We start from the raw sequence: 24,733 nt of genomic DNA, 5'->3' as shown, positions 1-24,733 counted from the left end.
CCTCAACTATCTCGCTGGCCCCGAACCGAAAGCCATCAGCGCCCCGTTGTCAACTCGCGGGCCAGATCGGCTACCTGACCACCTTCCTCCGGTTGCGCCTCGCCAGCACGTTGAACATCTCCACCGCGGCGGCGAACGCCATCGCGAAATAGATGTAGCCGCGGGGGATGTGGAAGTGGAAACCATCGGCGACCAGGGCCACGCCGATCAGCACCAGGAATGCCAGCGCCAGCATCTTGGTGGTCGGATACTCCGCGACGAAACGCGCCACCGGACCTGACGAGACGTACATGACGATGCAGGCGATCACGACAGCCGCGATCATGATCTCCAAATCCTGCGCCATGCCGATCGCCGTAATGATCGAGTCCAGCGAGAACACCATGTCGACGATGATGATCTGGACGATCACCCAGAAGAAGGCGCTGCCGCCGCCGGGCGTCGCCTGTTCCTCGCCCTCCCGCGCTTCGACTTCACCATGGATCTCATGCGTCGCCTTTGCGATCAGGAAAAGCCCGCCGCCGATCAAGATGATGTCGCGCCAGGACAGCGCGAACCCCCTTACCGTGATCACCGGCTCCGTCAAGCCGATCAGCCACACCAGCAGGCTGAGCAGCAGGATGCGGAACACGAGCGCCAGGAACAATCCGATCTGCCGCGCGCGTCTCGCCTGTTGCGGCGGGATGCGGGAGACCAGTACCGACAGGAAGATCACGTTGTCGATGCCGAGCACGATCTCCAGCGCGGTCAATGTGACCAGCGCCGCCCACGCTTCCGGGCTGGCCAACAGTTCGATCATGTTCTCAGCGACCTCATCAACCGGATGATGGCGTCGCTGCCGACGACATAGGCGGCGATCGCGCAGAGCGCGACGATGATCGGCGCGCCGACATCGAAGTCGCGGGCGAGCGTGTATAGCGCAAGCACCGCTCCGGCGGCCATCAGCCACAGCGTCAGCCAGCGCAGCCGCGCCACACGCACCGGATGCAGCACGTGGAACGGCGCGAAGGTGAGCGCGATCAGGATCGCCACGGCAAGGCTCGACCACACCGGCGGCAGATGCAGCAGGAACAGATAGAATGCCGCCGCGTTCCACAAGCCGGGAAAGCCGCGGAAATGATTGTCGGCGGCCTTCATCCTGCGGTCCGCAAAATACAGCGCGCTCGAGATCACGATGCCGATGCCGAGGATCGGAGCCGCCAGTGGCAGTAGCAAATGGCTCGCGGTGATCGCGTAGGCGGGAACGAAAACATAGGTGACGAAATCGACGACGAGGTCGAGCACCTCGCCGGACCAGTTCGGCTGCAGCCGGACCACGTCGAGCCTGCGCGCGATCGGGCCGTCGATCGCATCGATGACCAGCGCCACCCCGAGCCAGCCGAACATATTGGCCCAGTGCTCGCGCACGGCCTCCATCAGCGCGAGCAACGCGACGCCGGCGCCCATTGCGGTGAAGATATGGACAGAGAATGCCGCCATCCGCATTCGCAGCGATGCCGGAAACGTAGCTGGCTGGCTGGTCTGATCCATCTCCATCGCCGGGAAGTGCTATCAGGAATCGCCTATGTTTGCATATCCGCGCTTGCGGCGTTCCGCCGCGCAAACCGGTGGAAAGATTTTAGCGAATTTGATGGCTTGAAAATGCTGCCGATCCCGTCAAATGTCCCGATATGAGCGATGCTTCTCATGTCTATGACGCAGTGGTCATCGGCGGCGGCCCCGCAGGGCTGACCGCCGCAATCGCGCTTGCGGATGCCGGGGCGAAGACCGCCCTGCTCGCCCGCCGCGCCCCCTATGCAGACAACCGCACCACGGCGCTGCTCGGCGCCTCCGTCGACCTGCTCGAACGGCTGGATGTCTGGCGGCGCCTGGCCGACAAGGCCGCGGCGCTGAAGGTGATGCGGCTGGTCGACGACACCGGGCGGCTGATCCGCGCGCCCGAAGTCAGGTTCTCCGCGGATGAGATCGGCCTCGAGCAATTCGGCTTCAACGTCGACAACCGCTCGTTGATTGCGGCGTTGGAACAACGTGCGGCGGAACTACCCGGTCTTGCGCGCTTCGACGACGAGGCCGAGATCATCAATCCGGAAGAAGCCATCGTCACGATCCGGAGCGGCCGCGGCGAGCCGCTGGCGGCGCGGCTGGTGATCGGCGCGGACGGCCGGCAGTCGCAGTCGCGTGAGGCCGCCGGCATCGACATGAGCCATCGCGAGCTGAAGCAGTCGGCCCTGACCTTCAACATCATCCACTCGCACCCGCACAAAAACATCTCGACCGAATTCCACACGCAGCACGGACCCGTCGTGTTCGTGCCCCTGCCCGGCAACCGCTGCAGCGTGGTCTGGGTTTCCTCGCGCGCGGAAGCCGGGCGGCTGATGGCGCTCGCTGATGCGGAACTGTCTGAGGCCGCCGAGAAGCGGTCGCACTCGATTTTCGGCCGTGTCGAGGTCGAGCCGGGGCGTAATGTATTTCCGCTGGCAATCGAACAGCCCCGGCAATTCGCCCGGAACCGGATCGCGCTGGTTGGCGAATCCGCTCATGTCGTGCCGCCGATCGGCGCGCAGGGTCTCAACCTTGGGTTGCGAGACGCCACGGATATCGCCAAACTCGCCGGCGAAGCGCTCGCGCATGGCGAGGATCCCGGCTCGTCGCAGGTATTGGCACGCTACCAGTCGGCGCGGCGGAGCGATGTCATGAGCCGGACCTTTCTCATCGATCTCGCCAACCGCTCGCTGCTCAGCGATTTCCTCCCCATGCAGTCAATGCGCGCCGCGGGCCTGCATCTGATCGGATCGATCGGCCCGCTTCGGCGGCTCGCCATGCGTGAGGGACTCGCGCCCTCGTGGCGGCGCGAAGCTCTTTAGGGAAAACTCAGCCGTCCGCTCTGCAGCACCCACATCACGCTGGTCAGCGTGACGACTGAGGCAAACGTGCCCACCAGCACGGCGACCGAGGCCGGCTTGACCCAGGTGTCGTTCTGTTGGGCGATCACGAACACGTTCAGCGCCGGCGGCAGTGACGCCATCAGCACCGCCGTCGCCGCCCAAGGCTGCGTGAAGGGGCCGAACGCCAGCATCAGTCCAAGAGCAAGCAACGGATGGACCAGAAGCTTGACGGCAATCATGCCCGGCACGTCCCACGGAATCCGATCGAGCGGCCGCAGCGCGACCGTGACGCCGAGCACGAACAGCGCCACCGGCGCCGCGGCGTTCTGCAGGAACAATAGCGTATTATCCAGTGCAACCGGAAAGCGCAGGTGCAGCGCCGCGGCAAGCGCGCCGAAGCACGCCGCCATGATCAGCGGGTTCAGCACGATCTGACGCACCACCACCCGGAGCGCGTGCAGGAGCGAGGGATGGTCGCGGTCCGTCAGTTCGATCAAAAGCGGCACGATCGAGAACAGGAAGATGCTGTCACAGCAGAAGATCAGCGCGGTCGGCGCCGCAGCCTTCGGCCCCAACACCGCGAGCGCCAGGCCCGGGCCCATATAGCCGATATTGCCATAGGCGCCGGAGAGTCCCGCAAGCGTCGCCTCGCGCAGCGACAGCCGCCCCAACAGCTTGGCGATCAGCATCGCCAGGAAAAAGGCGATCACGGTTCCGAGGGTGGTCGCAACCAGGAACGGCGGGTTGTTGAGCTCTGAGAACGGCGTCTTCGACATGATGCTGAACAGAAGCGCCGGCAGCGAGACGTAGAGCAGGAAGAAATTCATCCAGGCAAGCCCTGATTCAGGCAGGCTCTTGGCTTTGCCGCAGGCGAAACCGATGAAGATCAGCCCAAAGTAAGGCAGCGCGAGATTGAGGATATCGACCACGGAAGGCGTCTTTTTGGGGATTTTTCAGGGGAAATGCCGGAAATTCCGGCAGGAAGCGCGAAGTTAATTCGCGCGCTTGCCCCTAGCATCCGCCGCCATCATGGTCTATCGACGAGCTATGATAAAAGCGCGTACCGCCAAGTTCCAGATTGGGCAGATCGTCCGCCACCGGGTATTTTCCTTCCGCGGCGTGATCTTTGACATCGATCCGGAATTCAACAACACCGAGGAATGGTGGCTGTCGATCCCCGAAGAGGTGCGGCCGCACAAGGATCAGCCCTTTTATCACCTGCTCGCGGAAAACGCGGAGACCGAATACGTGGCCTACGTCTCCGAGCAGAACCTGCTGCCCGACGATTCCGGCGAACCGATCCGGCACTCCCAGGTCGCCGAGATCTTCGTCCAGGACAAGTCCGGCGGCTACCGTCCGCGCAATCCCTCGCTGAACTAGCTCTCTCGCGATGCGGATGCCGCACCGCATCATCGCAGCGCCGATCAGATCTCTCCCGTAAGAAAGAAGGCGCCCCGTCCGGAGCGCCTTTGATTTGTTACGAGAAACCTGCCGCTACTTCGCCGCCGGAGGCGGGCTGGAGACACCCGTTGCGGACGGATTCGCCTCGAGCTTCTTGCGGGCCTCTTCAGCGCGCTTCTGCAGCTCTTCCTGCAGCTTCTTCTGATTTTCCTCGAACACCTTCGGATCGGTCGGCGGGCCGTCATAGGCCTTGGCGAACTCGTTGACGAGCGGCAGCGGCAACGTCAGCGGCGCACCGTTGGCGTTGATCGCCTGCACCACCAGGTTCTGGCCCTTCTTCAGGTTGTTGAGGAGTTCGGGGGTCGCTTCATAGTCCGACATGCAACCATTGGCGAAGCAGATCACATAGGGCGCCTGCTGCGGCGGGTTGTTGTCGACGATGATGCGGGTGCCGTGCACGAGCTGCATGCCGAGCGGCAGCGTCACGCGCAGGATCTTCTTCGGCTCCCCTTCCGGCTCGATGATCACGGCTGCGATCACCGGCTGGCCGGACTCGATACGGCCGTCCTTGCCCGTGAAGCAGACCTGCTTGGCGTTGGCATCCTGGCCCTTGAGGCAGAACTTGGTCCAGGGCGCGTAGATGAGCTGGACCTGCTGCTGCTCCTGGGGCGGCTGCTGCGGCTGGGCTTGCGCACCGGGAGCGCCCTGGGCGGGCGGCTGAGCCTGGGCCGCCGGCGCCTTGGGCGCGGCCTTCGGCGTCGCCTTGGGCGCCGCTTTCGGCGCCGCCGGCTGCTGGGCACCCGCCTCGGGAACCAGCACTGCGGCGGACAGGGCCGTCGCTGCCAAGGCGGCGAAAATTCGCCCACGCGGCCGGGCCGACGCGGCCAAGATACGGAAATTCATTGCGGAAAACCCTTTCTCAACGGCGGCGCCCGAAACCGCTGCAGGCACCGACACCTAGCCGTTTGGGGCGGCTGTCTCCTAGTCAATTGAGGCGGATACGTGACAGGCGTTGCCGCCTTGTTCAATTGCACGCCTTCAATACAGCGGCAGACGAAAAGATCAATGCCGACAAGCATATTTGCCCAACGTCACGGCGAGTTGCAAGCTCCTGTGCTAAAGCTCGTTCCGTGAAATTTCGCGAATCAGATCGACGCGTTGCTGCACGCGTTTCCTGGGTTGCATTAGGGCGTGGCGGGCTTGCCGCGCTGGGTCTCAGTATCGCCTTCGCCTGGATCGGTAACGCCCCGGCGCGGGCGGCGGAAAGCTACGCCATCGCGATGCACGGCGCGCCGGCGCTGCCGGCCGATTTCACCCACATGCCCTACGCCAACCCCGATGCGCCCAAGGGCGGGCGGCTGACCTGGGGCATCCTTGGAACGTTCGACAGCCTCAACCCCCTGATCGTGCGTGGTCTGGCCGTGCAGCAGATCAGGGGCTTCGTCGTCGAGAGCCTGCTCGCGCGTGGCAATGACGAGCCGTTCACGCTCTACGGCCTGCTCGCCAAGACGGTCGAGACCGACGATGCAAGGAGCTACGTCACCTTCCATCTCGATCCCCGCGCCCGCTTCTCCGACGGCAAGCCCGTCACGGCCGAGGACGTGCTGTTCTCCTGGGCGCTGTTGCGCGACCACGGCCGTCCCAACCACCGACAATATTATGCCAAGGTCGCGAAAGCCGATTCTCCCGACCCGCTCACGGTGCGCTTCGACCTCCGCGGCGCCGATGACCGTGAACTGCCGCTGATCCTCGGACTGATGCCGGTGTTGCCGAAACACGCGGTAGATCCCGCTACTTTCGAGGACACCACGATGAAGCGGCCGATCGGCTCCGGCCCCTATCGCATCGGCGCGGTGAAGCCCGGCGCAAGCGTCATGCTGGTGCGCAATCCGGATTATTGGGGCCGTGACCTTCCGGTCAATCGCGGTCTCTATAATTTCGACGAGATCCGGCTGGATTTCTACCGCGAGGCCAATGGCCAGTTCGAGGCTTTCAAGCGCGGCCTCTACGATTTTCGCGTCGAGGCCGAGCCCCTGCGCTGGCACGACGGCTATGATTTTCCCGCCGCCCGCAACGGCGAAGTGATCCGCGACACCATCAAGACCGGGCTGCCGCAACCTTCCGAATTCCTGGTGTTCAACACCCGCCGTGCGCTGTTTGCAGACGTCCGCGTGCGGAAGGCGCTGACGCTCCTGTTCGATTTCGAATGGATCAACCGTAACTACTTCTTTGGCCTCTATGCCCGCAGCGGCAGCTTCTTCGCCGGCTCGGAACTGTCAGCCTATGGCCGCCCTGCCGACTCGCGCGAGCGAGAATTGCTGCGGCGGGTGGGCGCGCATATTGCACCGGGCATTCTCGACGGCAGTTATCACCTGCCGGTCAGCGACGGCTCGGGCCGCGATCGCACCGCACTGCGCAGCGCGCTGGCGCTTCTCTCGGAGGCCGGCTACGAGCTCGACGGCACCGTCTTGCGCAACCGCACGACCAAGGCGCCGTTTGCCTTCGAAATCCTGGTGACGACCCGCGACCAGGAACGGATCGCACTCGCCTACCAGCGCGACCTCAAGCGCGCCGGCATCGAGGCGCGCGTGCGCGCCGTCGATCCGGTGCAGTTCGACCAGCGCCGGCTCGGCTACGAGTTCGACATGATCCAGAACCGCTGGGATCAATCGCTGTCGCCCGGCAACGAGCAGTCGTTCTATTGGGGCAGCCAGGCCGCCGATATTACCGGCACCAGGAATTACATGGGCGCCAAAGATCCCGCGATCGACACCCTGATCGCCGCGCTCTTGGAGGCGCGGGAGCGCCCTGCCTTCGTCGCGGCCGTGCGAGCGCTGGACCGCACTCTGATGTCAGGCTTCTACGCTATTCCCCTGTTTAACGTCGCGGAGCAATGGATTGCGCGCTGGAATCGGATAGAACGGCCAGAGAGCACTGCCCTGACCGGCTACTTGCCGGAAACCTGGTGGCAGAGGCCAGAGCCGCAATCGAAGTAGCCCTAGGCGACGTGATGCAACCGACGTTGAACCCGTGACTCAGTCCGCTTCGCCCACGCTCGATTCCCTGTTCAAGCGCGTGCTGGCCCGGCAGCCGGAGGCGCTGGCGCTGGTCGATCCGCTCAACAAGCAGCGCATCACCGGCCAGACGCGTAAGCGGCTGACCTATGCGCAGGCCGACCGCGCGATCTCGGCGATAGCGGCGCATTTCATTGAAGCGGGGTTGCCGGCCAACTCCGTGCTGGCCGTGCAATTGCCGAACACGGTCGAGTTCGCTCTGACGGTGCTGGCCGCCCATCGCTGCGGTCTGGTGGTCGCACCCATGCCGCTGCTCTGGCGGCACGCCGAGCTGACCGCTGCATTGAACCGCACCGCGGCGCGGGCGATCGTGACGACAAGGCGGATCGACGGCGTTCTCTATGCCGATCTTGCGATGAACGCGGCCGCTGAGGCGTTCTCGATCCGCCATGTCTGTGGTTTCGGCGACGACCTTCCCGAAGGTATGGCCTCGCTCGACCAGGCCATCCTCCGTGAATCCGCGACCACGCGGACGGTGATCCAGGACGGCCGCAAAGCCTCGCTGATCTCCTTCGATGTGACTGCCGATGGCTTCCGGCCCGTACCGCGCGCGCATTTCGCCCTGATCGCGGGCGGACTTGCGATGTCGCTAGAGAGCGACGTGCCACAGGGCGCAACCATCATGTCAACTTTTGCCCCGATGTCTTTCGCGGGGCTGGTTTCTTCGCTTGCAGTCTGGCTGCTCACCGGCGGCACTTTGGTGCTGCATCACCCGTTCGACGAAGAGGTGCTGCAGACCCAGATCAATGACCAAGCCTGCGACACGCTGATTGCGCCTGCGCCTCTGGCGTTGCGGTTGGCTGAATTGGACCTCGACGCCAACATGCCGAGTTTGCGGAACGTGATCGGGCTGTGGCGAGCACCCGAACAGGTCGCCTCCAGCGCGTCCTGGACCGCGCAACGCACGACGCTGACGGACGTCTATCTGTTTGGCGAAGCCGGCCTGTTCGGCGCACGCCGGACCGCCGAGGATGGCTTGCCCGCGCCGATTAGGTTCGGTCCGCATGGCGCGCCGCGAGACGTCGCGGGCTCCTCCATTGCCGGCGAGATCCTGCTGACGCCAGCGGGAACGCTGGGGCTGCGCGGGCCGATGGTGCCCGCGGCGGCCTACGCACCGCCGCAACAGCCGAACGATTCGCTGATCGCCCCGCCGCCACGCGATTACGTCGACACCGAATATGCAGCGCGGCTCGATCGTTCGACCGGCGCCATCAATATCACCGCGCCGCCCTCCGGCATCATGGCGGTGGGTGGCTACCGCTTCCTCGCCAACGATCTGCAGGAATGGTCGCGCCGCCTCGGCCAGGGCGCGCTGCTCACCGCTCTGCCCGACCGCCTCGCCGGCCATCGCCTCGCCGGGCGCACCCAAGACAATGCGCGTGCCCGCAACGCCATGACAGAACTCGGCCTCAACCCATTGATGGTCGAAGCCTTTCGCGATCGGACCGGCGGCATCTGAGCAAACCGCACGCACAGCGTTGACGCCGCATTAAGCGGCGGCAACTAGCATCGCGACCAGAGCTTGCGCCCGATCCGAGTTACCGAATGCCTCAGCAAGGCCCAATCCTGATTGCGTCGACCACGGGTCGGCCAGCCTTTGCACGCGCGCTCGATGAGGCCAGGCTGTTTCCGGTGGTCGAGACCACCTGGCGCGACGCCGCGCGCGCAGTCGCCCAGGTACAGCCTGCCGCCGTGATCGCGGCGGCCTCGGCGGCAGACGCGGCGGGCCTTGCCGAATTGGCAGTGGCGGTCGCGTCGCGCCAACCCTACCTGCCGCTGATCGCCATCGATCCCGAGGCAGCGCTGCCCGACCATGCCATTCCTTTCTTTCACGCCGAGAGCTATCCGAACCGCCTGCTCGCGCGTCTCAACGCGGTGCTGCGCATCCGCTCGCTGCATTCGACCGTGATGCGCCGGCTGGTGCCGCCCTCGCCGATCCTGCTTTCGGATATCGACACCAGCCGCGACGCGACGGTGCTCCTGATCGGCCGCGGAGGCGCCTACCCGGCGCTCTCGGTCGTGCTCGGCGAGCGCTGTGGCGTGGTCGGAGCGCTCAGCATCGAGGCGGCCGCCAAGCATCTCAACTCCCGCGACGTCGACGGCATCGTGCTCGGCGAAGGTTTTACGCTGCGGGTGATCGATGCTTTCCTGACGGTACTGGCCGAAGACGGCCGCTTCCGCAATCTGCCGGTCGTGGTGACGCCCGGCGGGCTCGCCCCGCACTACGAGCTGCCGCATCTCGAACTGGTTGCCGGCGAACCGGCCGACGTCGCGGCGATCGCACTGCCCTTGGTGCGCCAGCACGCGTTCCAAGTGCATCTGAGCCGGACACTGCGCGCAATCGACGCCGAAGGCCTGATCGATGCGCGCACCGGCCTCCTCACCTGCACTGCCTTTGAGCGCGATTTCGCTACCGCCGTCCATCAGACCATCGAACATGGCGGCGCCTTGAGCGTGGCACGCTTTGCCTTCGATCCCGCCCATCCCCGCGCCCAGTTCGACGGCGCGCGCATCATCAGCCGCTTGATGCGTCAGATGGATTTTGGTGCGGCCCAGGAAGACGGGTCGGTTATCGTCGTGTTCGCCGGGGCCGACCTGCGCAACGCCCATGCCATCGCGCGTCGCCTCTCCAGCGTCATGTGCCACACCAGCCACGGCAACCGCGATATTCGCACCGAGCCGAGCGTGAGCATCGCCACGCTGCTGCCGAACGACACCGCAAGATCGCTGCTCGCTCGGCTACATGACGAGGCGCATCGCGCGGCATCGTGACGGTGCACCGGAACAGCGCCCGGCGGGCGGCCGATCTCAAGACCTCCTTTTCGGCAGATGGTAGAGATTGCAAGTTTGGACAGCAAGAACGGCGACTCTTGCAATGTTGGATTCGATTTTTCTTCTGTAGCGAATGCATCCGAAGCGATCGCTACGCTGCCATTCATGACGATATTGCGGCGAGACTTGTGCGTCCATACGACGAGGCTGACCGCACGGTATCTTGATGGCCCGGCTGCACCGGGCTCGTCAGGCCTTCTGCCGACGCTGCCTGGTGGTTGTTGACGTGGCGCAGCACCACTGGTGTAGTCAACATGGATTTGGAAAGGACGAGACGGCGCCGTGGGAATTCTCGACTGGATCAACGGATTGCGGAATGCCTCGGTTCGAGGCGCTGCGGCGGATCAAGAGATCACGCGTTGGCAGAAGGCGCTTTCAGACCTCGGATACCCTTACGATCTGGTCAGCGGGTCGACAGTGGATGAAGCCTTCGCCGCGGCGAAGGAGTTAGGAGGTCAGAACGGCTTTATCGTTTGCGTTCCGGCCGCATCACCTGACGAACTTCCTGCCTATTTCCAGTGGGGCGGATGGAACAGCACGCCGAGCCCGGAGATGATTGTCGCCGTGGCGCGCCACTGGCGACAAGCCTACGGGAGCGAACTGGTGGCCATGGGTCCCGACCTGCTGGAGTTCAATGTGCCGCGTCCGCCGCAGGACCATGCGTCAGCCGTCTCCCTGCTCAAAGAGCATTATGTCTTTTCGCCCGACAGCTTTGAATTTGACCCCGAATACCTCGAGCGAGCGGCCGCGCGGCTGCGTGCGGATAGATCCTGGGTGTTTTGGTGGGACTGATAGATCAGACCTAGTAGCAACGCGTGATGTTGACGCTGTGTTCTTTGCCGCCACGCCCAGGGACCGTCACGCTCTCGGAGGGACAGCTCGACACATAGGGCCGGTCGGAGGGCACGACCATTGGCGGGTAGCGATGAGCCCAGTCCCAGGGAACGTCATAGGTGTAGGTGTAACGGAAATCGCCCGAGACAGATTGCGGAATCTCGGCGATGGCTTCGCGGGCCGATGGCGCGTAGGGATAGCCCGCGGCACCCGGCCAGAAACCGCCGACAAAGCCTCTCCGATGCGGCCGAAACGAAGGGCCGACGGATGGACGCGCAACCGATGGCGCCGAAGCAATCCCTGCGCGCGGCGCTGCTCCAGACCTCGCGGATACATCGTTTGCAGCGAACAGGAGCGCTGCGGCGCCAACGGACGCGATCAACGCGCCACAGATTCGATAGCTCATTACGCACCAACTCGCCGGTTACTAAGCCGCACCCGGCGCACGCTAAGCCATGCGCTTTCGTGCCGGCAAACACATACTTAACTGGTAGTTAAGCAGTAATATTAACAGGGCGCCATTGTCTCAAAACATCGGGATCGGCAGCGCCTGTGCTGCCGGCATCCCGTGCTCAGGAAGGCAAGCTTACGCTGCCTTCTTGTTCTCGGCGAGATTGGCAAGTTGCCGCAGGATTTCCGTTGTCCCGGCAAGGCGTTCTTCCGGAGTCTTCCATTCCTGGAAGAACACGACCTTCATGTCGGGCCGCACCTTGGCGGCCTGGCCATGCTGGCGGATGAAGGCGACCAGGCGGTCGGGCTGGGCAAAGGCATTGTCGCGGAAGGAGATCACGGCACCCTTCGGACCGGCATCGACCTTCTCGACATTGGCGCGGCGGCAATAGGCCTTGATCGTCGCGACCTTGAAGAGATAGCGCACCTCATCCGGCAGCACGCCGAAGCGGTCGCGCATCTCGGCCGCGAAATTGTCGATTTCATCCTCGGTGTCGAGATCGGCCAGCCGACGATACAGCGACAGTCGCACCGCGAGATCGTTGACGTAATCCTCGGGAATGAGCACCGGCATGCCGATCGTGATCTGCGGCGACCAGCGGTCGGCGGCGGGCTCGGCAATGCCGGCCTTCAGGTTGACGATCGCCTCTTCCAGCATCGACTGATAGAGTTCGAAGCCGACTTCCTTGATGTGACCGGATTGCTCCTCGCCCAGAAGATTGCCGGCGCCGCGGATGTCGAGGTCGTGGGACGCGAGCTGGAAGCCCGCACCCAGCGTTTCCAGCGATTGCAGCACCTTCAGCCGCCGTTCCGCCTGTGGCGTGATCTTCTGCTGCGCCGGCAGCGTGAACAGCGCGTAGGCACGCAGCTTCGCGCGACCGACCCGGCCGCGAAGCTGATAAAGCTGGGCAAGCCCGAACATGTCGGCACGGTGCACAATCAGCGTGTTGGCATTCGGAATATCCAGCCCGGACTCCACAATCGTGGTGGACAGCAGGATATCGTATTTGCCGTCGTAGAACGCGGAGATGATGTCCTCGATCACGGTTGGCGGCATCTGGCCGTGCGCCACCGCGACCTTCATCTCCGGCACGTTCTTGTCGAGGAAATCCTTGACACCAGCGAGATCCTCAATCCGCGGCACCACGTAGAACGCCTGCCCGCCACGGTAACGCTCGCGGAGCAGCGCCTCGCGGATCATCAGCGGGTCATGCGGTGCGACGAAGGTGCGCACCGCGAGCCGGTCGACCGGGGGCGAAGCAATGATCGAGAGATCGCGCACGCCGGTCAGTGCCAGTTGCAGCGTCCGCGGGATCGGTGTCGCGGAAAGCGTCAGCACGTGCACCTGCGCCCGCAACTGTTTCAGCCGCTCCTTGTGGCCGACGCCGAAATGCTGCTCCTCGTCGACGATGAGAAGGCCCAGGTCCTTGAACTTGATCGACTTGCCGAGCAACGCGTGGGTGCCGACGACGACATCGACGCTGCCGTCGGTAAGGCCCTTCTTGACCTGCGTCAGCTCCTTCGCCGGGATCAGCCGCGAGGCCTGCGCGACATTGACCGGGAAGCCGCGGAAGCGCTCGGCAAAGGTCTTGCTGTGCTGGCGTGCGAGCAGCGTGGTCGGCACGACGACCGCGACCTGCTTGCCGTCGAGTGCGACCGCGAACGCCGCACGCAGCGCCACTTCCGTCTTGCCGAAGCCGACGTCGCCGCAGATCAGCCGGTCCATCGGACGGCCGCTCTCCAGGTCCTTCAGCGTCGAGGTGATCGCGCCGAGCTGGTCCTCGGTCTCCTCATAGGGGAAGCGCGCGCAGAACTCGTCATAGACATGCGGCTGCACCGGCATCTTCGGCGCTTCGTGCAGCATCCGTTCGGCCGCGATCTTGATCAGCTCACCCGCGATCTCGCGGATGCGGTTCTTGAGTTTCGCCTTGCGCGCCTGCCAGCCGGTGCCGCCGAGGCGATCCAGCTCGACATTGGCGCTGTCGGAGCCGTAGCGCGACAGCAGCTCGATGTTCTCGACCGGCAGGAACAGTTTTGTCTCCGCCGCATAATGCAGCTCGAGACAATCATGCGGCGCGCCGGAAACTTCCAGCGTCTGCAGGCCGACGAAGCGGCCGATGCCGTGCTCGACATGGACGACGAGATCGCCGGCCGACAGGCTCGTGACCTCAGAAATGAAGTTGTCGAGCTTGCGGTGCGCCTTGCGTGGCCGCACCAGGCGGTCGCCCAGGATGTCCTGCTCGCTGATGACGGCGACGTCGTCGGTCTCGAAGCCGCTTTCCATGCCGAGCACGGCGAGCATCGCCTCGTTGCGCGGCGTCGCCTGCACCATGCGCCAGGTGTTGACGTTAGTGAGGTTGAGGAGCTTGTGGTCCTGCAGCATCGAGCCCATGCGGTCGCGCGAGCCCTCGCTCCACAGCGCGATCACGACCTTCTTGCGCTGCGCCTGCAACGCCTGCACATGAGCGACGACGGCTTGAAACACGTTGACGGACGTATCGGCGCGTTCCGGCGCGAAGTTGCGGCCCTGCCGCGCGCGCGCGTCGAACACTTCTGCGCTGCCCTCAGGGACAGCAAACGGCGTTAGCCGCGCCAGCGCGCCGTCGCTCAGGCGCTGCGTCCATTCCGCTTCGGTGAGATACAGCCGGTCCGGCGGCAAGGGCTTGTAGATCGCGCCGCCACCGGGATGCTCCATCGCCTCACGACGTGCATCATAGTAATCGACAATCTGCTTGAAGCGCTCGCGCGCGGCGTCCTCGCTTTGCGGCTCGATCGCAACAGGCGCGTCGTCGAGATAGTCAAACAGCGTATCCATCCGCTCCTGGAACAGCGGCAGCCAGTGCTCCATGCCGGGATGGCGGCGCCCTTCGGTGACGGCTTCATAGAGCGCATCGTCGCGCTCCGGTGCACCGAACGCGGCGACATATCCCATGCGGAAGCGGCGGATGGTTTCCGTGGTGAGCTGGAATTCGGACACCGGAACGAGATCGAGCCCGCGCATGTCCAGGAGCGTGCGCTGGGTCTCGGCATCGAAGGTGCGGATCGACTCCAGCGAATCGCCGAAGAAATCGAATCGCACCGGCTGGTCGAGCCCGGCGGGAAATAAATCGAGGATGCCGCCGCGCACCGCATATTCGCCGGGCTCGCGCACGGTGGAGGAGCGCGTATAGCCATTGTGCTCGAGCCAGGCGACGATCGAATCCATCGCCACCACATGGCCCGGCGCAACCGACAGCGCCTGTGCTGCCACGATTTCGCGCGCCGGCACGCGCTGTGTGACGGCATTCACCGTAGTCAGCACGATCAACGGCTTGTCGCTGCCCGTGAGCCGCGACAACCGCGCCAGCGTGGTCAGGCGCTGCGCCAGGATGCCGCCATGCGGTGAGACGCGGTCGTAGGGCTGGCAGTCCCAGGCCGGGAACTGCATCACCCCAAGATCGGGCGCGAAGAACTCCAGCGCGCGGGCGAGCTGCTGCATCCGCGGCCCGTCGCGGCACACCACGGCAAGGCTGACCGCCGGCCGCTTCGGCTTTGCTGCGATCGCGCGCGCGAGATCGGCGATAACCAATCCCTCGGCACCCTCGGCGACATTGGCAAAGGTCACCGCGCGGCCGGGGGCCAGCAATGCGGCTGGTGATTTGACTTGTTGCTTCATGCGTCGTGTTCCACCGCGCGAAACGCCTTGATACGGGCAAACAGCGCGCCCGCTCCTTCAGGCGTCTTGTCGCCGGTCAGCGCGGCATAGAGGTCGGGATCGGGCACCTCGAGCAGGTGCTCCAGTTCGGACAGTTCGGCGTCCGAGAGATTGCCGATTTCGGCGTCCGCGAAGCGGCCGAGGATCAGGTCCATCTCGCGGGTGCCACGATGCCAGCAGCGAAACAATAGCCGCTTGCGGCGGTTGTCGAGCCCGCCGCTCGACCGTGTCGTTCCCGTCATGTCGCAAATCCATCCAAACGCCAAAAGCCCGGACGTGCCGGGCGGGGGTGATATAGCGACTGAGATGACCGATGTCAGCCCTTCTTGTTCCCGGATTTATCAACTGTTGCATCATCGCCGGGCTTGACGGCACACGGCTGCCTGATGACGGATGCTGCCATGCGCCCTGCTCTGCTCAATCCCCTGTTTGCACCGGTCACGAGCCTGTCGGGCGTCGGGCCGAAGCAGGACAAACTGTTGCGCTATTTGCTCAACCGCAGCGAGACGCCGCGGCTGGTCGATCTCCTACTGCATCTGCCCGCAAGCGTGATCGACCGCCGCGCGCGGCCGAAGATCCGCGACGCGGTTCCGGGCATGGTGGCGACGCTTGAGGTCACAGTCGACCGCCATCGCCCGCCCCCGCCGCGCAATGCGCGCGCGCCCTATCTCGTCTATACCAGCGACGACACCGGCGACGTGGTGCTTACCTTCTTCCGCGCCCAGCCGGGCTATGTCGAAAAGCTGCTTCCCGTCGGTGCCAAGCGCTACGTGTCCGGCACATTGCAGATGTACGACGGCATCCCCCAGATCGTTCATCCCGACCGCGTCGTCGACGAAGAAGGCTTTGCAAAGCTCTCCGGCATCGATCCAGTCTATCCGCTGACCGAGGGACTTGCGGTCGGCTCGCTCCGACGGGCCATCGCGCAGGCCCTGCAGAAACTTCCCTCATTGCCGGAGTGGATCAGCCCAGAGGTGCTGCGCCGCTGCAGCTTTCCGCCGATCGCGGAAGCGCTGCAGCGTGTCCACGTGCCGGTCGAGCTCACCGACATCCTGCCTGACGGCCCGTTCTGGTCCCGCCTTGCCTTCGACGAACTGCTCGCCGGTCAATTGGCGCTGGCGCTGATCCGCGCCCAGCTCCGCCGGCCTGCCGGCGACCGCAATGCCGGCGACGGCCATCTCCGCAACAGGATCATCGACGCGCTGCCCTACGCGCTCACCGCATCGCAGCGCGCCGCGATGGCGGCGATCGCGGAAGATCTACGCCAGCCGTTACGCATGCTGCGCCTGCTGCAAGGCGACGTCGGCTCCGGCAAGACGGTGGTGGCCCTGCTCGCGGCCGCCGCCGTCGCCGAGGTCGGCAAGCAGGCCGCGCTGATGGCCCCAACCGAAATCCTGGCGCGCCAGCACATCAAGACCATCGCCCCGCTCGCCGAGCGCGCCGGTCTTCGTGTCGCCATCCTCACCGGCCGCGAGAAGGGCAAGGAGCGCCGCGAATTGCTCGCCCGGCTTGAGGCCGGCGAGATCGACCTTTTGGTCGGCACCCATGCGCTGATCCAGGACGACGTGATCTTCAAGTCGCTCGCGCTCGCGATCGTCGACGAGCAGCATCGCTTCGGCGTTCGCGAACGGCTGGCGCTGACGTCGAAAGGAGAAGCCGTCGACGTCCTGGTGCTGAGCGCCACGCCGATCCCGCGCACGCTGGTGCTGACCTATTTCGGCGACATGGACATCTCCGAGCTGCGCGAGAAGCCGGCCGGCCGCCAGCCGATCGATACCCGCGCGGTGCCGGCAAGCCGCATCAGCGAGGTCATCGACGCCGTCGGCCGCGCGCTGAACGCGGGCAAGCTGGTCTATTGGATCTGCCCGCTGGTGGAGGAATCCGAAGCCGAGGGCACCGAACACCTGACCAACGCGACCAAGCGGTTCGAGAGCCTGCAGAAGCGCTTCGGCGACAGCGTCGGCCTCGTCCACGGCCAGATGAAGGGCGCGGAGAAGGACGCGGTGATGGCGCAGTTCGCCGCGCACGAGATCGCGCTCCTGGTCGCCACCACCGTGGTCGAAGTCGGCGTCGACGTGCCGGCTGCGACCATCATGGTAATCGAGAACGCCGAACGTTTTGGGCTTGCGCAATTGCATCAACTGCGCGGCCGGATCGGACGCGGCTCCGAAGCTTCAACCTGCCTCCTGCTCTACCAGGAGCCGCTCGGCGAAATCGCAAAGGCGCGGCTGAAAGTGATCCGCGAAACCACCGACGGATTCCGCATCGCCGAGGAAGACCTGAAGCTGCGCGGCGAAGGCGACGTGCTCGGCATCCGCCAGAGCGGCCTTCCCGGCTACCGCATCGCGCGGCCCGAGGTGCACGGCCAGCTCATCGCACAGGCCCGCGAAGAGGCGCTGCGCATCATGAAGGATAATCCGAAGCTGAAAGGCGAGCGTGGCGAGGCATTGCGCTGCCTGCTCTATCTGTTCGAACGCGACGAAGCGATCCCGCTGATCGGCGCGGGGTGATGCGTCATTGCGAGCGCAGCGAAGCAATCCATTGCCACCGCAAATGCCGAGAGATGGATTGCTTCGTCGCTTCGCTCCTCGCAATGACGGCGGTGCGCCTTACGCCTTCTCCGTGCAGCTCTCGGCGAACGCTTTCAGCTTCGCAACGTTCTCGCCCGCGCCGTCGGCATCCGCGGCGATATGCTCGAACAGCCTGGCGAATCCCTCATAGACGAGACTGGCGGGATGGTCCGGACCAAGGAAAGCCGCGATCTCGCGCATCTCGGCGACCCAGCGATACGCCTTCGGCACCATGTCTGGCAGCGCGACCCCGAGCCGCGCCAGGATGTGCGGTTGGCTCTGCGCCAGTTCGTCGCGCAACGCGGTAGCGGCGCCCGCGCGCGTGGCCGCCAGCACCATGGCGGCGCCGACGGCTGTCAGTCCCTTGTTGATCCCAGCATACGACATCTTCAGCGCGGAAGCTGCGCCGACCGGCCCTTCGATGATGCGCAGGTCGAGGCCGAGCTGCTTCAGCACAGCGACATCCTGCGCATGCTCGCCCGAGACATAAAACGCCGGCCCGGTTGAGCCTGGTTTAGGCGGCAAGCCGATGATGGCGCCGTCGACGAAGCGCGCGCCGGACGCAGCGATGATATCGCCGACTTTCTGCACCGTCTCGACATTGACGGCGTTGCAATCGACGACGACAGGTGTCGTCCGGCATTTGACGATGCCGGCGGCCAGCTTTTCTGCCAGCACGATCGCCTCTGCGGGCGGCACGATCGAAAGGATGATGTCGGCACTGGCGATATCGGCGTCGTCGGCTGCCACCATGCCGGCGGCAGCCGCCCGTTTGGCGCTGGCTTCACTCCGGCCGGCGAGCGAAGTCAGGACGCGTGCGCCATGTTCAGCCAGGCGTTGCGCCACCGCGCTGCCCATGGCGCCCGGCGCGAGGATCGCGATCGTATTGGACATGATGGATCCTGAAGGGTTCTTGCGAGATCGCACTTGTAGAACGATCCGGCGGCGAACACGAGTTCGCCTCACCTTCAAAATCGGGAGAGCCCCTATTCCACTTTTGCAGGCGCGGACTTTGGCTGCAGCGAGGAGGCGGAATTGGCGATGCGGGCGGCGTTGGCCACGCCGGCGAGCGCGGCCATGCTCTTTGCATCGCCGGCGCCCGGCTGCACGACGCCGGCGGACATGATCAATGTCGCGGCGTCCTCGGTGCTCATCTCGACCTCGATGATCTTGCTCTTCGGCACGTAGAAGAAGAAGCCGGTGGTCGGGTTCGGCGAGCACGGCAGGAATACCGAGATGTGCTCCTCCTGCCCGGGAAGGCTCGCCGCGATGTTGGCGCTCGGCGACTGCGAGATCAGGACGATCGACCACATGCCCGGCGAGGGAAATTCGACCAGGCCGACGCGGCGGAAGCTCGATCCGTTGCCCGAGAACAGCGTCTCGAACACCTGCTTCAGGCCGCGATAGATCGCGCGCACGGCTGGAATCCGGCCCAACAGTCGCTCGCCGAGATCAACCAGCGTCCGCCCGATCAGGTTGGCGGTGAGGAAGCCGAGCAGCGTCAGCGCGATCACCGCGACAACCAGCCCGGAACCGGGCACACCGAACGGCAGGTAGGTTTCGGGACGATAGTCGGAAGGCACGAACGGCCGCACCAGGCCGTCGACCCAGGTAACGAACCACCAGGTCAGATAAAGGGTGATCGCCACCGGCCCCGTGACGATCAGCCCGGTCAGGAAGTAGTTTCGGAAGCGGGCCATCAGGCCGCGCGGGCCGTCTGGCGAGGGGTGTTCCGAGGGCAGGATTGGAGGCGAATTGTCGGGTTTCATTATGGTTCCAGGTCGCAAGGCGCAGCCAGAATCTGCCAGCTAAGCCATCCTAGCAGGTTTTTGAAGAGCCAACGTAATCCAAGCGGTTGCGGCTATTCGACCGTAACCGACTTGGCGAGGTTGCGGGGCTGGTCGACGTCCGTGCCCATGACGACGGCGGTATGATAGGCGAGAAGCTGCACCGGAATGGCATAGACTATCGGCGTAAAGGCCGCCGCCATGTCCGGCAGCACGATCGTGACCAGGGAATCGACGGTCGCCTCCGCCGCGCCCTTGGTGTCGGTCATCAGGATGATGTTGCCGCCACGGGCGGCCACTTCCTGCATGTTGGAGACGGTCTTCTCGAACACCTTGTCGAAAGGTGCGATCACCACAACCGGCACGTTCTCGTCGATCAGCGCGATCGGGCCGTGCTTGAGCTCGCCGGCGGCATAGCCTTCGGCATGGATGTAGGAGATTTCCTTCAGCTTCAGCGCGCCCTCGAGCGCGAGCGGATAGCTGGTGCCGCGGCCGAGATAGAGCACGTCGCGCGACTTGGAGATTTCGCGCGCGAGCTTCTCGATCTGCGGCTCCGTGGTCAGCGCCGCCGCGATCAGGCGGGGAATCTCGATCAGCCCGTGCACGAGCTTGGCTTCATCCGCATCGGACAGTTCGCCGCGCGCCTTGCCGGCGGCGACCGCGAGCGACGCCAGCACCATGAGCTGGCAGGTGAAGGCCTTGGTCGAGGCGACGCCGATCTCGGGACCCGCCAGTGTCTGCAGCACGGTCTCGCTCTCGCGCGCGATCGTCGAGGTCGGCACGTTCACCACCGAAACCGTGTGCGCGCCCTGCTCTTTCGCGTAACGCAACGCGGCCAGCGTGTCGGCAGTCTCGCCGGATTGCGAGATGAAGATCGCAAGGTCTCCCTTGCGCAAAGGCGCCTCGCGGTAGCGGAATTCGGAAGCGATATCGATCTCGACCGGCAGGCGGGAGAACCGCTCCAGCCAGTATTTTCCGACATAGCCCGCATAGTTCGCTGTGCCGCAGGCGGTGATGGAGACGCGCTGGATATCGTTGAAGTCGAACGGCAGCTTGACCGGCAAGATGACCCGCTCGGTCGCCATGTCGACATAGCGGGCGAGCGTGTGGCCGACCACTTCCGGCTGCTCGTGGATCTCCTTGGCCATGAAGTGGCGGTAGTTCGCCTTGTCGACGAGGAATGCTGATGCGCCGGATTTCAGCACGTCGCGGTTGGCGACCGCGCCATGCTCGTCATAGATCACGCCGACCTCGCGCGACAGCACCACCCAGTCGCCGTCCTCGAGATAACTGATCGTATCCGTGAACGGCGCCAGCGCGATCGCATCCGATCCCAGATACATCTCGCCGTCGCCATGCCCAACCGCCAGCGGCGAGCCCTTGCGGGCACCGATCAGGAGGTCATTGTGGCCCTTGAACAGGAACGCCAGCGCGAACGCGCCGCGGAGCTGCGGCAGCGACGCCTTCACCGCTTCCTGCGGCGAATGGCCCTTCAAGAGGCAGGAATTGACGAGATGGGCGACGACCTCGGTGTCGGTTTCGCTTGAGAATTTCGCGCCCTGTTTCTCGAGCGCCTCTCGCAATTCGCGAAAATTCTCTATGATGCCGTTGTGGACGACAGCGACGTTCTCTGTCGCATGCGGATGCGCGTTGCCCTCGGTCGGCCGGCCATGCGTCGCCCAGCGCGTATGCCCGATGCCGGTGTGGCCTTGAAGCGGCTCGGCGCGCAGCCGCGCTTCCAGGTTCTTCAGCTTTCCTTCCGCACGCCGCCGCACCAGATCGTCGCCCTCCAGCGTGGCGACGCCTGCGGAGTCATAGCCGCGATATTCGAGCCGCTTCAGCGAGTCCACCAGTTGCTCCGCAACCGGTGCCTGTCCGAGAATGCCGATAATGCCGCACATGCGGATGAAAATCCCCAAATCGCCGAAAATTTGCCAAACCGACGACACGCTCCCTTAACGGGAAACGCGGGCAGCAACAAACTCAATAATTATTGCGGATTGAGACAGTGTTAAAGAGAAGATTAACGGGTGAGCAAGAACCTACCACCCTTCTTCCGTTCTCGCCACAAACCACCGCGTCATTCCGGGGCGATGCGATAGCATCGAGCCCGGAATGACAGCGGGTGTGCTAGACGATGACAGCGGAGAGCTGTTTGACAACGGCGTCAGCTTCCCTTCGCGGCCTTCGCCTTCATCTTCATCTCGCGATAGCGCGCGGCGCCGCCTTCGCGGACGGTTTGCGGGCTGCGTTCGACGGCCATTGCATCGTCCGGCACGTCCTTGGTGATGACGGAGCCCGAGCCGATATAGGCGCCGGCGCCGATCTTCACGGGTGCGACCAGCGAGGAATTGGTGCCGATGAAGGCGCCCTTGCCGATCACGGTCTTGTGCTTGAGGAAGCCGTCATAATTGCAGGTGATGGTGCCGGCGCCGAGATTGGAATTGGCGCCGACATGGGCGTCGCCAACATAAGAGAGATGGTTGACCTTGACGCCCTCCTCCAGGATCGCGGCCTTGGTCTCCACGAAATTTCCGATCCGCGAGCCGTCACCAAGCGAGGTGCCGGGCCGCAGGCGCGCATAGGGACCGATCGAGACCTTCTTGCCGATGGTGGCCTCGACGATATGCGAGAACGAGTGGATCACCGCGCCGTCGCCGATGGTGACGCCGGGGCCGATCACCACGAACGGCTCGATGGTGACGTCGCTGCCGAACTTGGTGTCGGCGGCGAGATAGACCGTCTCCGGCGCGATCAGCGTCACGCCTGCCTCCATCGCAGCCTTGCGCAACCGCGCCTGCAGCACCGCTTCGGCCTCTGCAAGCTGCGCCTTGGTGTTGATGCCGCGCACTTCGTCTTCGCTGGTCTCGATCACGACGGCCTCCAATCCTTGTCTGCGCACAATGGTGATGGCATCGGTCAGATAATATTCGCCTTTGCTGTTGGCATTGCCGATCTCATCGAGGATGCCGAGCGCCTTGCGCCCGGCGAACGCCATCACGCCGGCATTGCACAGCGTGATCTTGCGCTCCTCGTCGCTGGCATCGGCCTGCTCGCGGATCGCCGCGAGCTTGCCGTTCTCGACCACCAGCCGTCCGTAGCCGGTGGGATCGGCGGCGCGGAAGCCGAGGACCGCGAGCACAGCGCCATTCTTTAGCGGCGCGCGCAGTCGCTCGAAGGTTTCGGCTGAGATCAGCGGCGTGTCGCCGAACGCGATCAGCAGATCGTCGGCGCCGTCGGCGATGGCCTCCCGCGCCGCCAGCACCGCATGCGCGGTGCCGAGCCGTTCGCGCTGCACGTAGGTCTCGGCATCGGAACGGATTCGCCGCGCTTCATCCGCGACCGCCTGGTGGTCGGGTCCGACCACGACCGCCACCGAAGCGCCCGCCCCATTCGGCGCAGCGCGGAGCACGTGCGAAAGCAGCGACTGGCCGGCGACGGGATGCAGGACCTTCGGCAGCGAGGATCGCATGCGCGTGCCCTCGCCGGCCGCGAGCACCACCGTCAGGCTGGATCGAGCAGTCATAAAGAACCCTCAAACATCATGCGCCGATCGCGCTAGATTCTGTTGTTTGAGCGTGATCTCCGCGCAAACGCTTCGCGTTTGTCGCGAGGGAAAACCGGTCTCCGCTTTTCCGGATCATGCTCTGGGCCGTCTTAATTGGTTTCCCGAGGAGAGGAAACCTATTCGCCTCCCGGGCTGGTTACGGATTCAGGTTCCCCGCGCATTTCCTGTTAATCTTTCAGGCGTGATTCGGCGGGCCTTGAGGAGGGCCAAGGGGGTTTTGGCCAAATATCCTGACAATCTGGCTGGCGATCTCGGCGCGGAAAGCACCGGCGGTTTGTTTACCGGCTTCCTTGCCGAGGAAGACGAATTCGACCGCCGTACCCTGTGGCGTCTCGGCTCCTGGGGTTTTGCCGCGGTTGGCGCCGTCACACTGGCGATCCTGGCCAACCAATCCTCGCTCGGGTGGCGGCGCGACCAGGTCGCCGTTGCAGAGGTGGCGCGACAGGCGCAAGAGATCCAGGTGCTGACCAAGGAGAGCCAGAACGAGGCGCGGCGGCTTGCGTCCGCGATCGAGACGCTCAACTCCGACCGCGACCGCCTCTACGCCCGCGTCACCATGCTGGAGCAAGGACTGGACTCCGCTACCGGCGCGATCGCGAAGCAGAGCACCGCGGCCGCGCCGCAGCCGGCTTCCTCGCCATCTCCAGCGCCGGTGCAAGTGCCGGCCGCGCAGCCTGCTCCACGCCCCGCCCCGGTCGTGGCCCCAGTCGCGGCGACGGCATCCGCTCCAGCCGCGCCTGAGAAACCCGCCGCCGAAAAGCCCCCGGTGATGGCTTCGAACAAGCTGACGGCCGCACCTGCCGAGAAGCCGCCAGCGGAGAAACCGCCGGTCGCGGCTGCCGACACGGCCCCGGCCGCCACTGTGCCAGCCGACAAGCCGACCCCGGTCAACGCCGCGATAGCGGCGCTTCCTGCGATGCCACTCGTCACTGCGAAATCGATGATCGGGCCGCCCGATCCGGCCGCGAGCAGGCCGGTCGAGCCGGCCAAGCCCGCAGCCGCCGTAACTGCCAGCCCCATGCCCGAGGTGGTCGCCGCCGCGCTTGCCGCCGGTGACGGGGAGAAGGCGAAAGAGGACGCCAGTGCCCCGAAGGCCGAGGTGCAGCGTACCGAGTTCGGCGTCGATCTTGGCACTGCCAATTCGGTGCCGGGGCTACGCGCGCTGTGGCGGGGCCTGTTGAAATCACGCTCGAACGCACCGCTGTTTAACCTGCGCCCGATCATCGTCATCAAGGAAGGTACCAATGGGCTCGGCATGCAGCTTCGCCTGGTCGCCGGTCCCTTGCGCGACGCCGGCGCCGCGGCGAAGATTTGCGCAGTGCTCGCCGAGAATGGCCGGACCTGCGAAACCGCTATTTTCGACGGCCAGCGCCTGACGCTCAAGGACGAGCCGCCGCCAGCTGCCACAGCGCCCAACAAGCCCGTCATACGCCGGCACGTCGCGCCGAAACGCGCCGCAGCGCCAGTGGTGGTCGAGGAGCCGCCGAAGAAGCCGGAGCCGCCGCCGTCGGCGGTCTCGACGATCACCTCGCTGTTCGGTCGCAAGGAGCAATAATGGCGTGACCGCAAGACATTGCGGCCATATTTTCACCCGCTTTCACGCCGCCTGAGGCGGCTTGTCCTCCTCCCCTTTACCGA

The 24,733-nt window shown here is 64.8% G+C and carries 19 protein-coding genes; 8 read left to right on the top strand and 11 right to left on the bottom strand.

What is annotated here, in order from left to right:
- Window positions 1-70: 70 nt before the first annotated feature.
- Together J6497_RS26315 and pcsA are read right to left on the bottom strand one after the other, a co-directional pair.
- Entirely contained in the window at window positions 71-799 is a 729-nt protein-coding gene (locus J6497_RS26315) for a TerC family protein (protein WP_225707187.1), read from the bottom strand.
- Window positions 796-1,530: a phosphatidylcholine synthase gene (gene pcsA, locus J6497_RS26310; RefSeq protein WP_225707186.1), complete on the bottom strand. Its 735-nt coding sequence runs from the start codon at window positions 1,528-1,530 to the stop codon at window positions 796-798. The genes J6497_RS26315 and pcsA overlap by 4 nt, the downstream gene beginning before the upstream one ends.
- Before the next feature lie 140 nt (window positions 1,531-1,670).
- Here pcsA and J6497_RS26305 point away from each other — a divergent pair, with 140 nt between their 5' ends.
- Window positions 1,671-2,864 (top strand): UbiH/UbiF family hydroxylase, encoded by a 1,194-nt coding sequence (locus J6497_RS26305; RefSeq protein ID WP_225707185.1) that lies wholly within the window; start codon window positions 1,671-1,673, stop codon window positions 2,862-2,864.
- On the opposite strand, the gene J6497_RS26300 is transcribed toward J6497_RS26305, so the two are convergent.
- Entirely contained in the window at window positions 2,861-3,814 is a 954-nt protein-coding gene (locus tag J6497_RS26300) for an AEC family transporter (protein WP_225707184.1), read from the bottom strand. The genes J6497_RS26305 and J6497_RS26300 overlap by 4 nt on opposite strands.
- Before the next feature lie 118 nt (window positions 3,815-3,932).
- Between J6497_RS26300 and hspQ the strand changes: the two genes are divergently transcribed.
- The gene (gene hspQ, locus J6497_RS26295; RefSeq protein WP_225707183.1) at window positions 3,933-4,265 is read left to right on the top strand and encodes a heat shock protein HspQ; all 333 of its coding nucleotides are present in this window, start codon (window positions 3,933-3,935) and stop codon (window positions 4,263-4,265) included.
- A 114-nt stretch (window positions 4,266-4,379) separates the two neighbouring features.
- Here hspQ and J6497_RS26290 read toward each other — a convergent pair whose 3' ends face one another.
- Window positions 4,380-5,189, bottom strand: a complete 810-nt coding sequence (locus tag J6497_RS26290; protein ID WP_225707182.1) for an invasion associated locus B family protein — start codon at window positions 5,187-5,189, stop codon at window positions 4,380-4,382.
- 317 nt (window positions 5,190-5,506) lie between these two features.
- On the opposite strand from J6497_RS26290, the gene J6497_RS26285 reads away from it, so the two are divergent.
- The 4 genes from J6497_RS26285 to J6497_RS26270 all read left to right on the top strand — a co-directional run bounded on the left by J6497_RS26285 (window position 5,507) and on the right by J6497_RS26270 (window position 10,984).
- Window positions 5,507-7,282 carry an extracellular solute-binding protein gene (locus J6497_RS26285; RefSeq protein ID WP_376708276.1) on the top strand — a complete coding sequence of 592 codons (1,776 nt, stop codon included), beginning with the start codon at window positions 5,507-5,509 and terminating at the stop codon, window positions 7,280-7,282.
- A 34-nt stretch (window positions 7,283-7,316) separates the two neighbouring features.
- Window positions 7,317-8,819 (top strand): class I adenylate-forming enzyme family protein, encoded by a 1,503-nt coding sequence (locus J6497_RS26280; RefSeq protein ID WP_225707181.1) that lies wholly within the window; start codon window positions 7,317-7,319, stop codon window positions 8,817-8,819.
- A gap of 86 nt (window positions 8,820-8,905) precedes the next feature.
- Window positions 8,906-10,132, top strand: a complete 1,227-nt coding sequence (locus J6497_RS26275) for a GGDEF domain-containing protein (RefSeq protein ID WP_225707180.1) — start codon at window positions 8,906-8,908, stop codon at window positions 10,130-10,132.
- A 342-nt stretch (window positions 10,133-10,474) separates the two neighbouring features.
- Entirely contained in the window at window positions 10,475-10,984 is a 510-nt protein-coding gene (locus J6497_RS26270) for a DUF4253 domain-containing protein (RefSeq protein ID WP_225707179.1), read from the top strand.
- Between the two features lie 10 nt (window positions 10,985-10,994).
- Here J6497_RS26270 and J6497_RS26265 read toward each other — a convergent pair whose 3' ends face one another.
- From J6497_RS26265 to J6497_RS26255, 3 genes are all read right to left on the bottom strand, one after another.
- Entirely contained in the window at window positions 10,995-11,432 is a 438-nt protein-coding gene (locus tag J6497_RS26265) for a hypothetical protein (RefSeq protein WP_225707178.1), read from the bottom strand.
- Window positions 11,433-11,612: 180 nt separating this feature from the next.
- Entirely contained in the window at window positions 11,613-15,131 is a 3,519-nt protein-coding gene (gene mfd, locus J6497_RS26260; RefSeq protein ID WP_225707177.1) for a transcription-repair coupling factor, read from the bottom strand.
- Window positions 15,128-15,412: an FAD assembly factor SdhE gene (locus J6497_RS26255; protein ID WP_225707176.1), complete on the bottom strand. Its 285-nt coding sequence runs from the start codon at window positions 15,410-15,412 to the stop codon at window positions 15,128-15,130. Before J6497_RS26255 ends, mfd begins: the two co-directional genes overlap by 4 nt.
- Before the next feature lie 159 nt (window positions 15,413-15,571).
- Here J6497_RS26255 and recG point away from each other — a divergent pair, with 159 nt between their 5' ends.
- Window positions 15,572-17,680 (top strand): ATP-dependent DNA helicase RecG, encoded by a 2,109-nt coding sequence (gene recG, locus J6497_RS26250; RefSeq protein ID WP_225707175.1) that lies wholly within the window; start codon window positions 15,572-15,574, stop codon window positions 17,678-17,680.
- Window positions 17,681-17,779: 99 nt separating this feature from the next.
- Here recG and J6497_RS26245 read toward each other — a convergent pair whose 3' ends face one another.
- From J6497_RS26245 to glmU, 4 genes are all read right to left on the bottom strand, one after another.
- Window positions 17,780-18,634, bottom strand: coding sequence for an NAD(P)-dependent oxidoreductase (locus J6497_RS26245; RefSeq protein ID WP_225707174.1), 855 nt, complete (start codon window positions 18,632-18,634; stop codon window positions 17,780-17,782).
- Window positions 18,635-18,726: 92 nt separating this feature from the next.
- Window positions 18,727-19,509, bottom strand: coding sequence for a DUF502 domain-containing protein (locus tag J6497_RS26240; RefSeq protein WP_225707173.1), 783 nt, complete (start codon window positions 19,507-19,509; stop codon window positions 18,727-18,729).
- Between the two features lie 92 nt (window positions 19,510-19,601).
- Window positions 19,602-21,428, bottom strand: a complete 1,827-nt coding sequence (glmS, locus tag J6497_RS26235; RefSeq protein WP_225707172.1) for a glutamine--fructose-6-phosphate transaminase (isomerizing) — start codon at window positions 21,426-21,428, stop codon at window positions 19,602-19,604.
- Between the two features lie 266 nt (window positions 21,429-21,694).
- Window positions 21,695-23,053, bottom strand: coding sequence for a bifunctional UDP-N-acetylglucosamine diphosphorylase/glucosamine-1-phosphate N-acetyltransferase GlmU (glmU, locus tag J6497_RS26230; protein ID WP_225707171.1), 1,359 nt, complete (start codon window positions 23,051-23,053; stop codon window positions 21,695-21,697).
- 259 nt (window positions 23,054-23,312) lie between these two features.
- Between glmU and J6497_RS26225 the strand changes: the two genes are divergently transcribed.
- Window positions 23,313-24,650 (top strand): hypothetical protein, encoded by a 1,338-nt coding sequence (locus J6497_RS26225; RefSeq protein WP_225707170.1) that lies wholly within the window; start codon window positions 23,313-23,315, stop codon window positions 24,648-24,650.
- Window positions 24,651-24,733: the final 83 nt, after the last annotated feature.

Origin of the sequence: Bradyrhizobium cenepequi (assembly GCF_020329485.1) — a bacterium.
Lineage (GTDB): Bacteria > Pseudomonadota > Alphaproteobacteria > Rhizobiales > Xanthobacteraceae > Bradyrhizobium > Bradyrhizobium cenepequi.
The sequence above is the reverse complement of the archived record's forward strand: the minus strand, read 5'-3'. Positions and strand labels throughout refer to the sequence as shown.

Bases quoted from the DNA above. Each gene is read 5' to 3' on its own strand.
- J6497_RS26315 (WP_225707187.1), bottom strand. From the start codon at position 799: ATGATCGAACTGTTGGCCAGCCCGGAAGCGTGGGCGGCGCTGGTCACA.
- pcsA (WP_225707186.1), bottom strand. From the start codon at position 1,530: ATGGATCAGACCAGCCAGCCAGCTACGTTTCCGGCATCGCTGCGAATG.
- J6497_RS26305 (WP_225707185.1), top strand. From the start codon at position 1,671: ATGAGCGATGCTTCTCATGTCTATGACGCAGTGGTCATCGGCGGCGGC.
- hspQ (WP_225707183.1), top strand. From the start codon at position 3,933: ATGATAAAAGCGCGTACCGCCAAGTTCCAGATTGGGCAGATCGTCCGC.
- J6497_RS26290 (WP_225707182.1), bottom strand. From the start codon at position 5,189: ATGAATTTCCGTATCTTGGCCGCGTCGGCCCGGCCGCGTGGGCGAATT.
- J6497_RS26275 (WP_225707180.1), top strand. From the start codon at position 8,906: ATGCCTCAGCAAGGCCCAATCCTGATTGCGTCGACCACGGGTCGGCCA.
- J6497_RS26265 (WP_225707178.1), bottom strand. From the start codon at position 11,432: ATGAGCTATCGAATCTGTGGCGCGTTGATCGCGTCCGTTGGCGCCGCA.
- mfd (WP_225707177.1), bottom strand. From the start codon at position 15,131: ATGAAGCAACAAGTCAAATCACCAGCCGCATTGCTGGCCCCCGGCCGC.
- J6497_RS26255 (WP_225707176.1), bottom strand. From the start codon at position 15,412: ATGACGGGAACGACACGGTCGAGCGGCGGGCTCGACAACCGCCGCAAG.
- recG (WP_225707175.1), top strand. From the start codon at position 15,572: ATGCGCCCTGCTCTGCTCAATCCCCTGTTTGCACCGGTCACGAGCCTG.
- J6497_RS26245 (WP_225707174.1), bottom strand. From the start codon at position 18,634: ATGTCCAATACGATCGCGATCCTCGCGCCGGGCGCCATGGGCAGCGCG.
- J6497_RS26240 (WP_225707173.1), bottom strand. From the start codon at position 19,509: ATGAAACCCGACAATTCGCCTCCAATCCTGCCCTCGGAACACCCCTCG.
- glmS (WP_225707172.1), bottom strand. From the start codon at position 21,428: ATGTGCGGCATTATCGGCATTCTCGGACAGGCACCGGTTGCGGAGCAA.
- glmU (WP_225707171.1), bottom strand. From the start codon at position 23,053: ATGACTGCTCGATCCAGCCTGACGGTGGTGCTCGCGGCCGGCGAGGGC.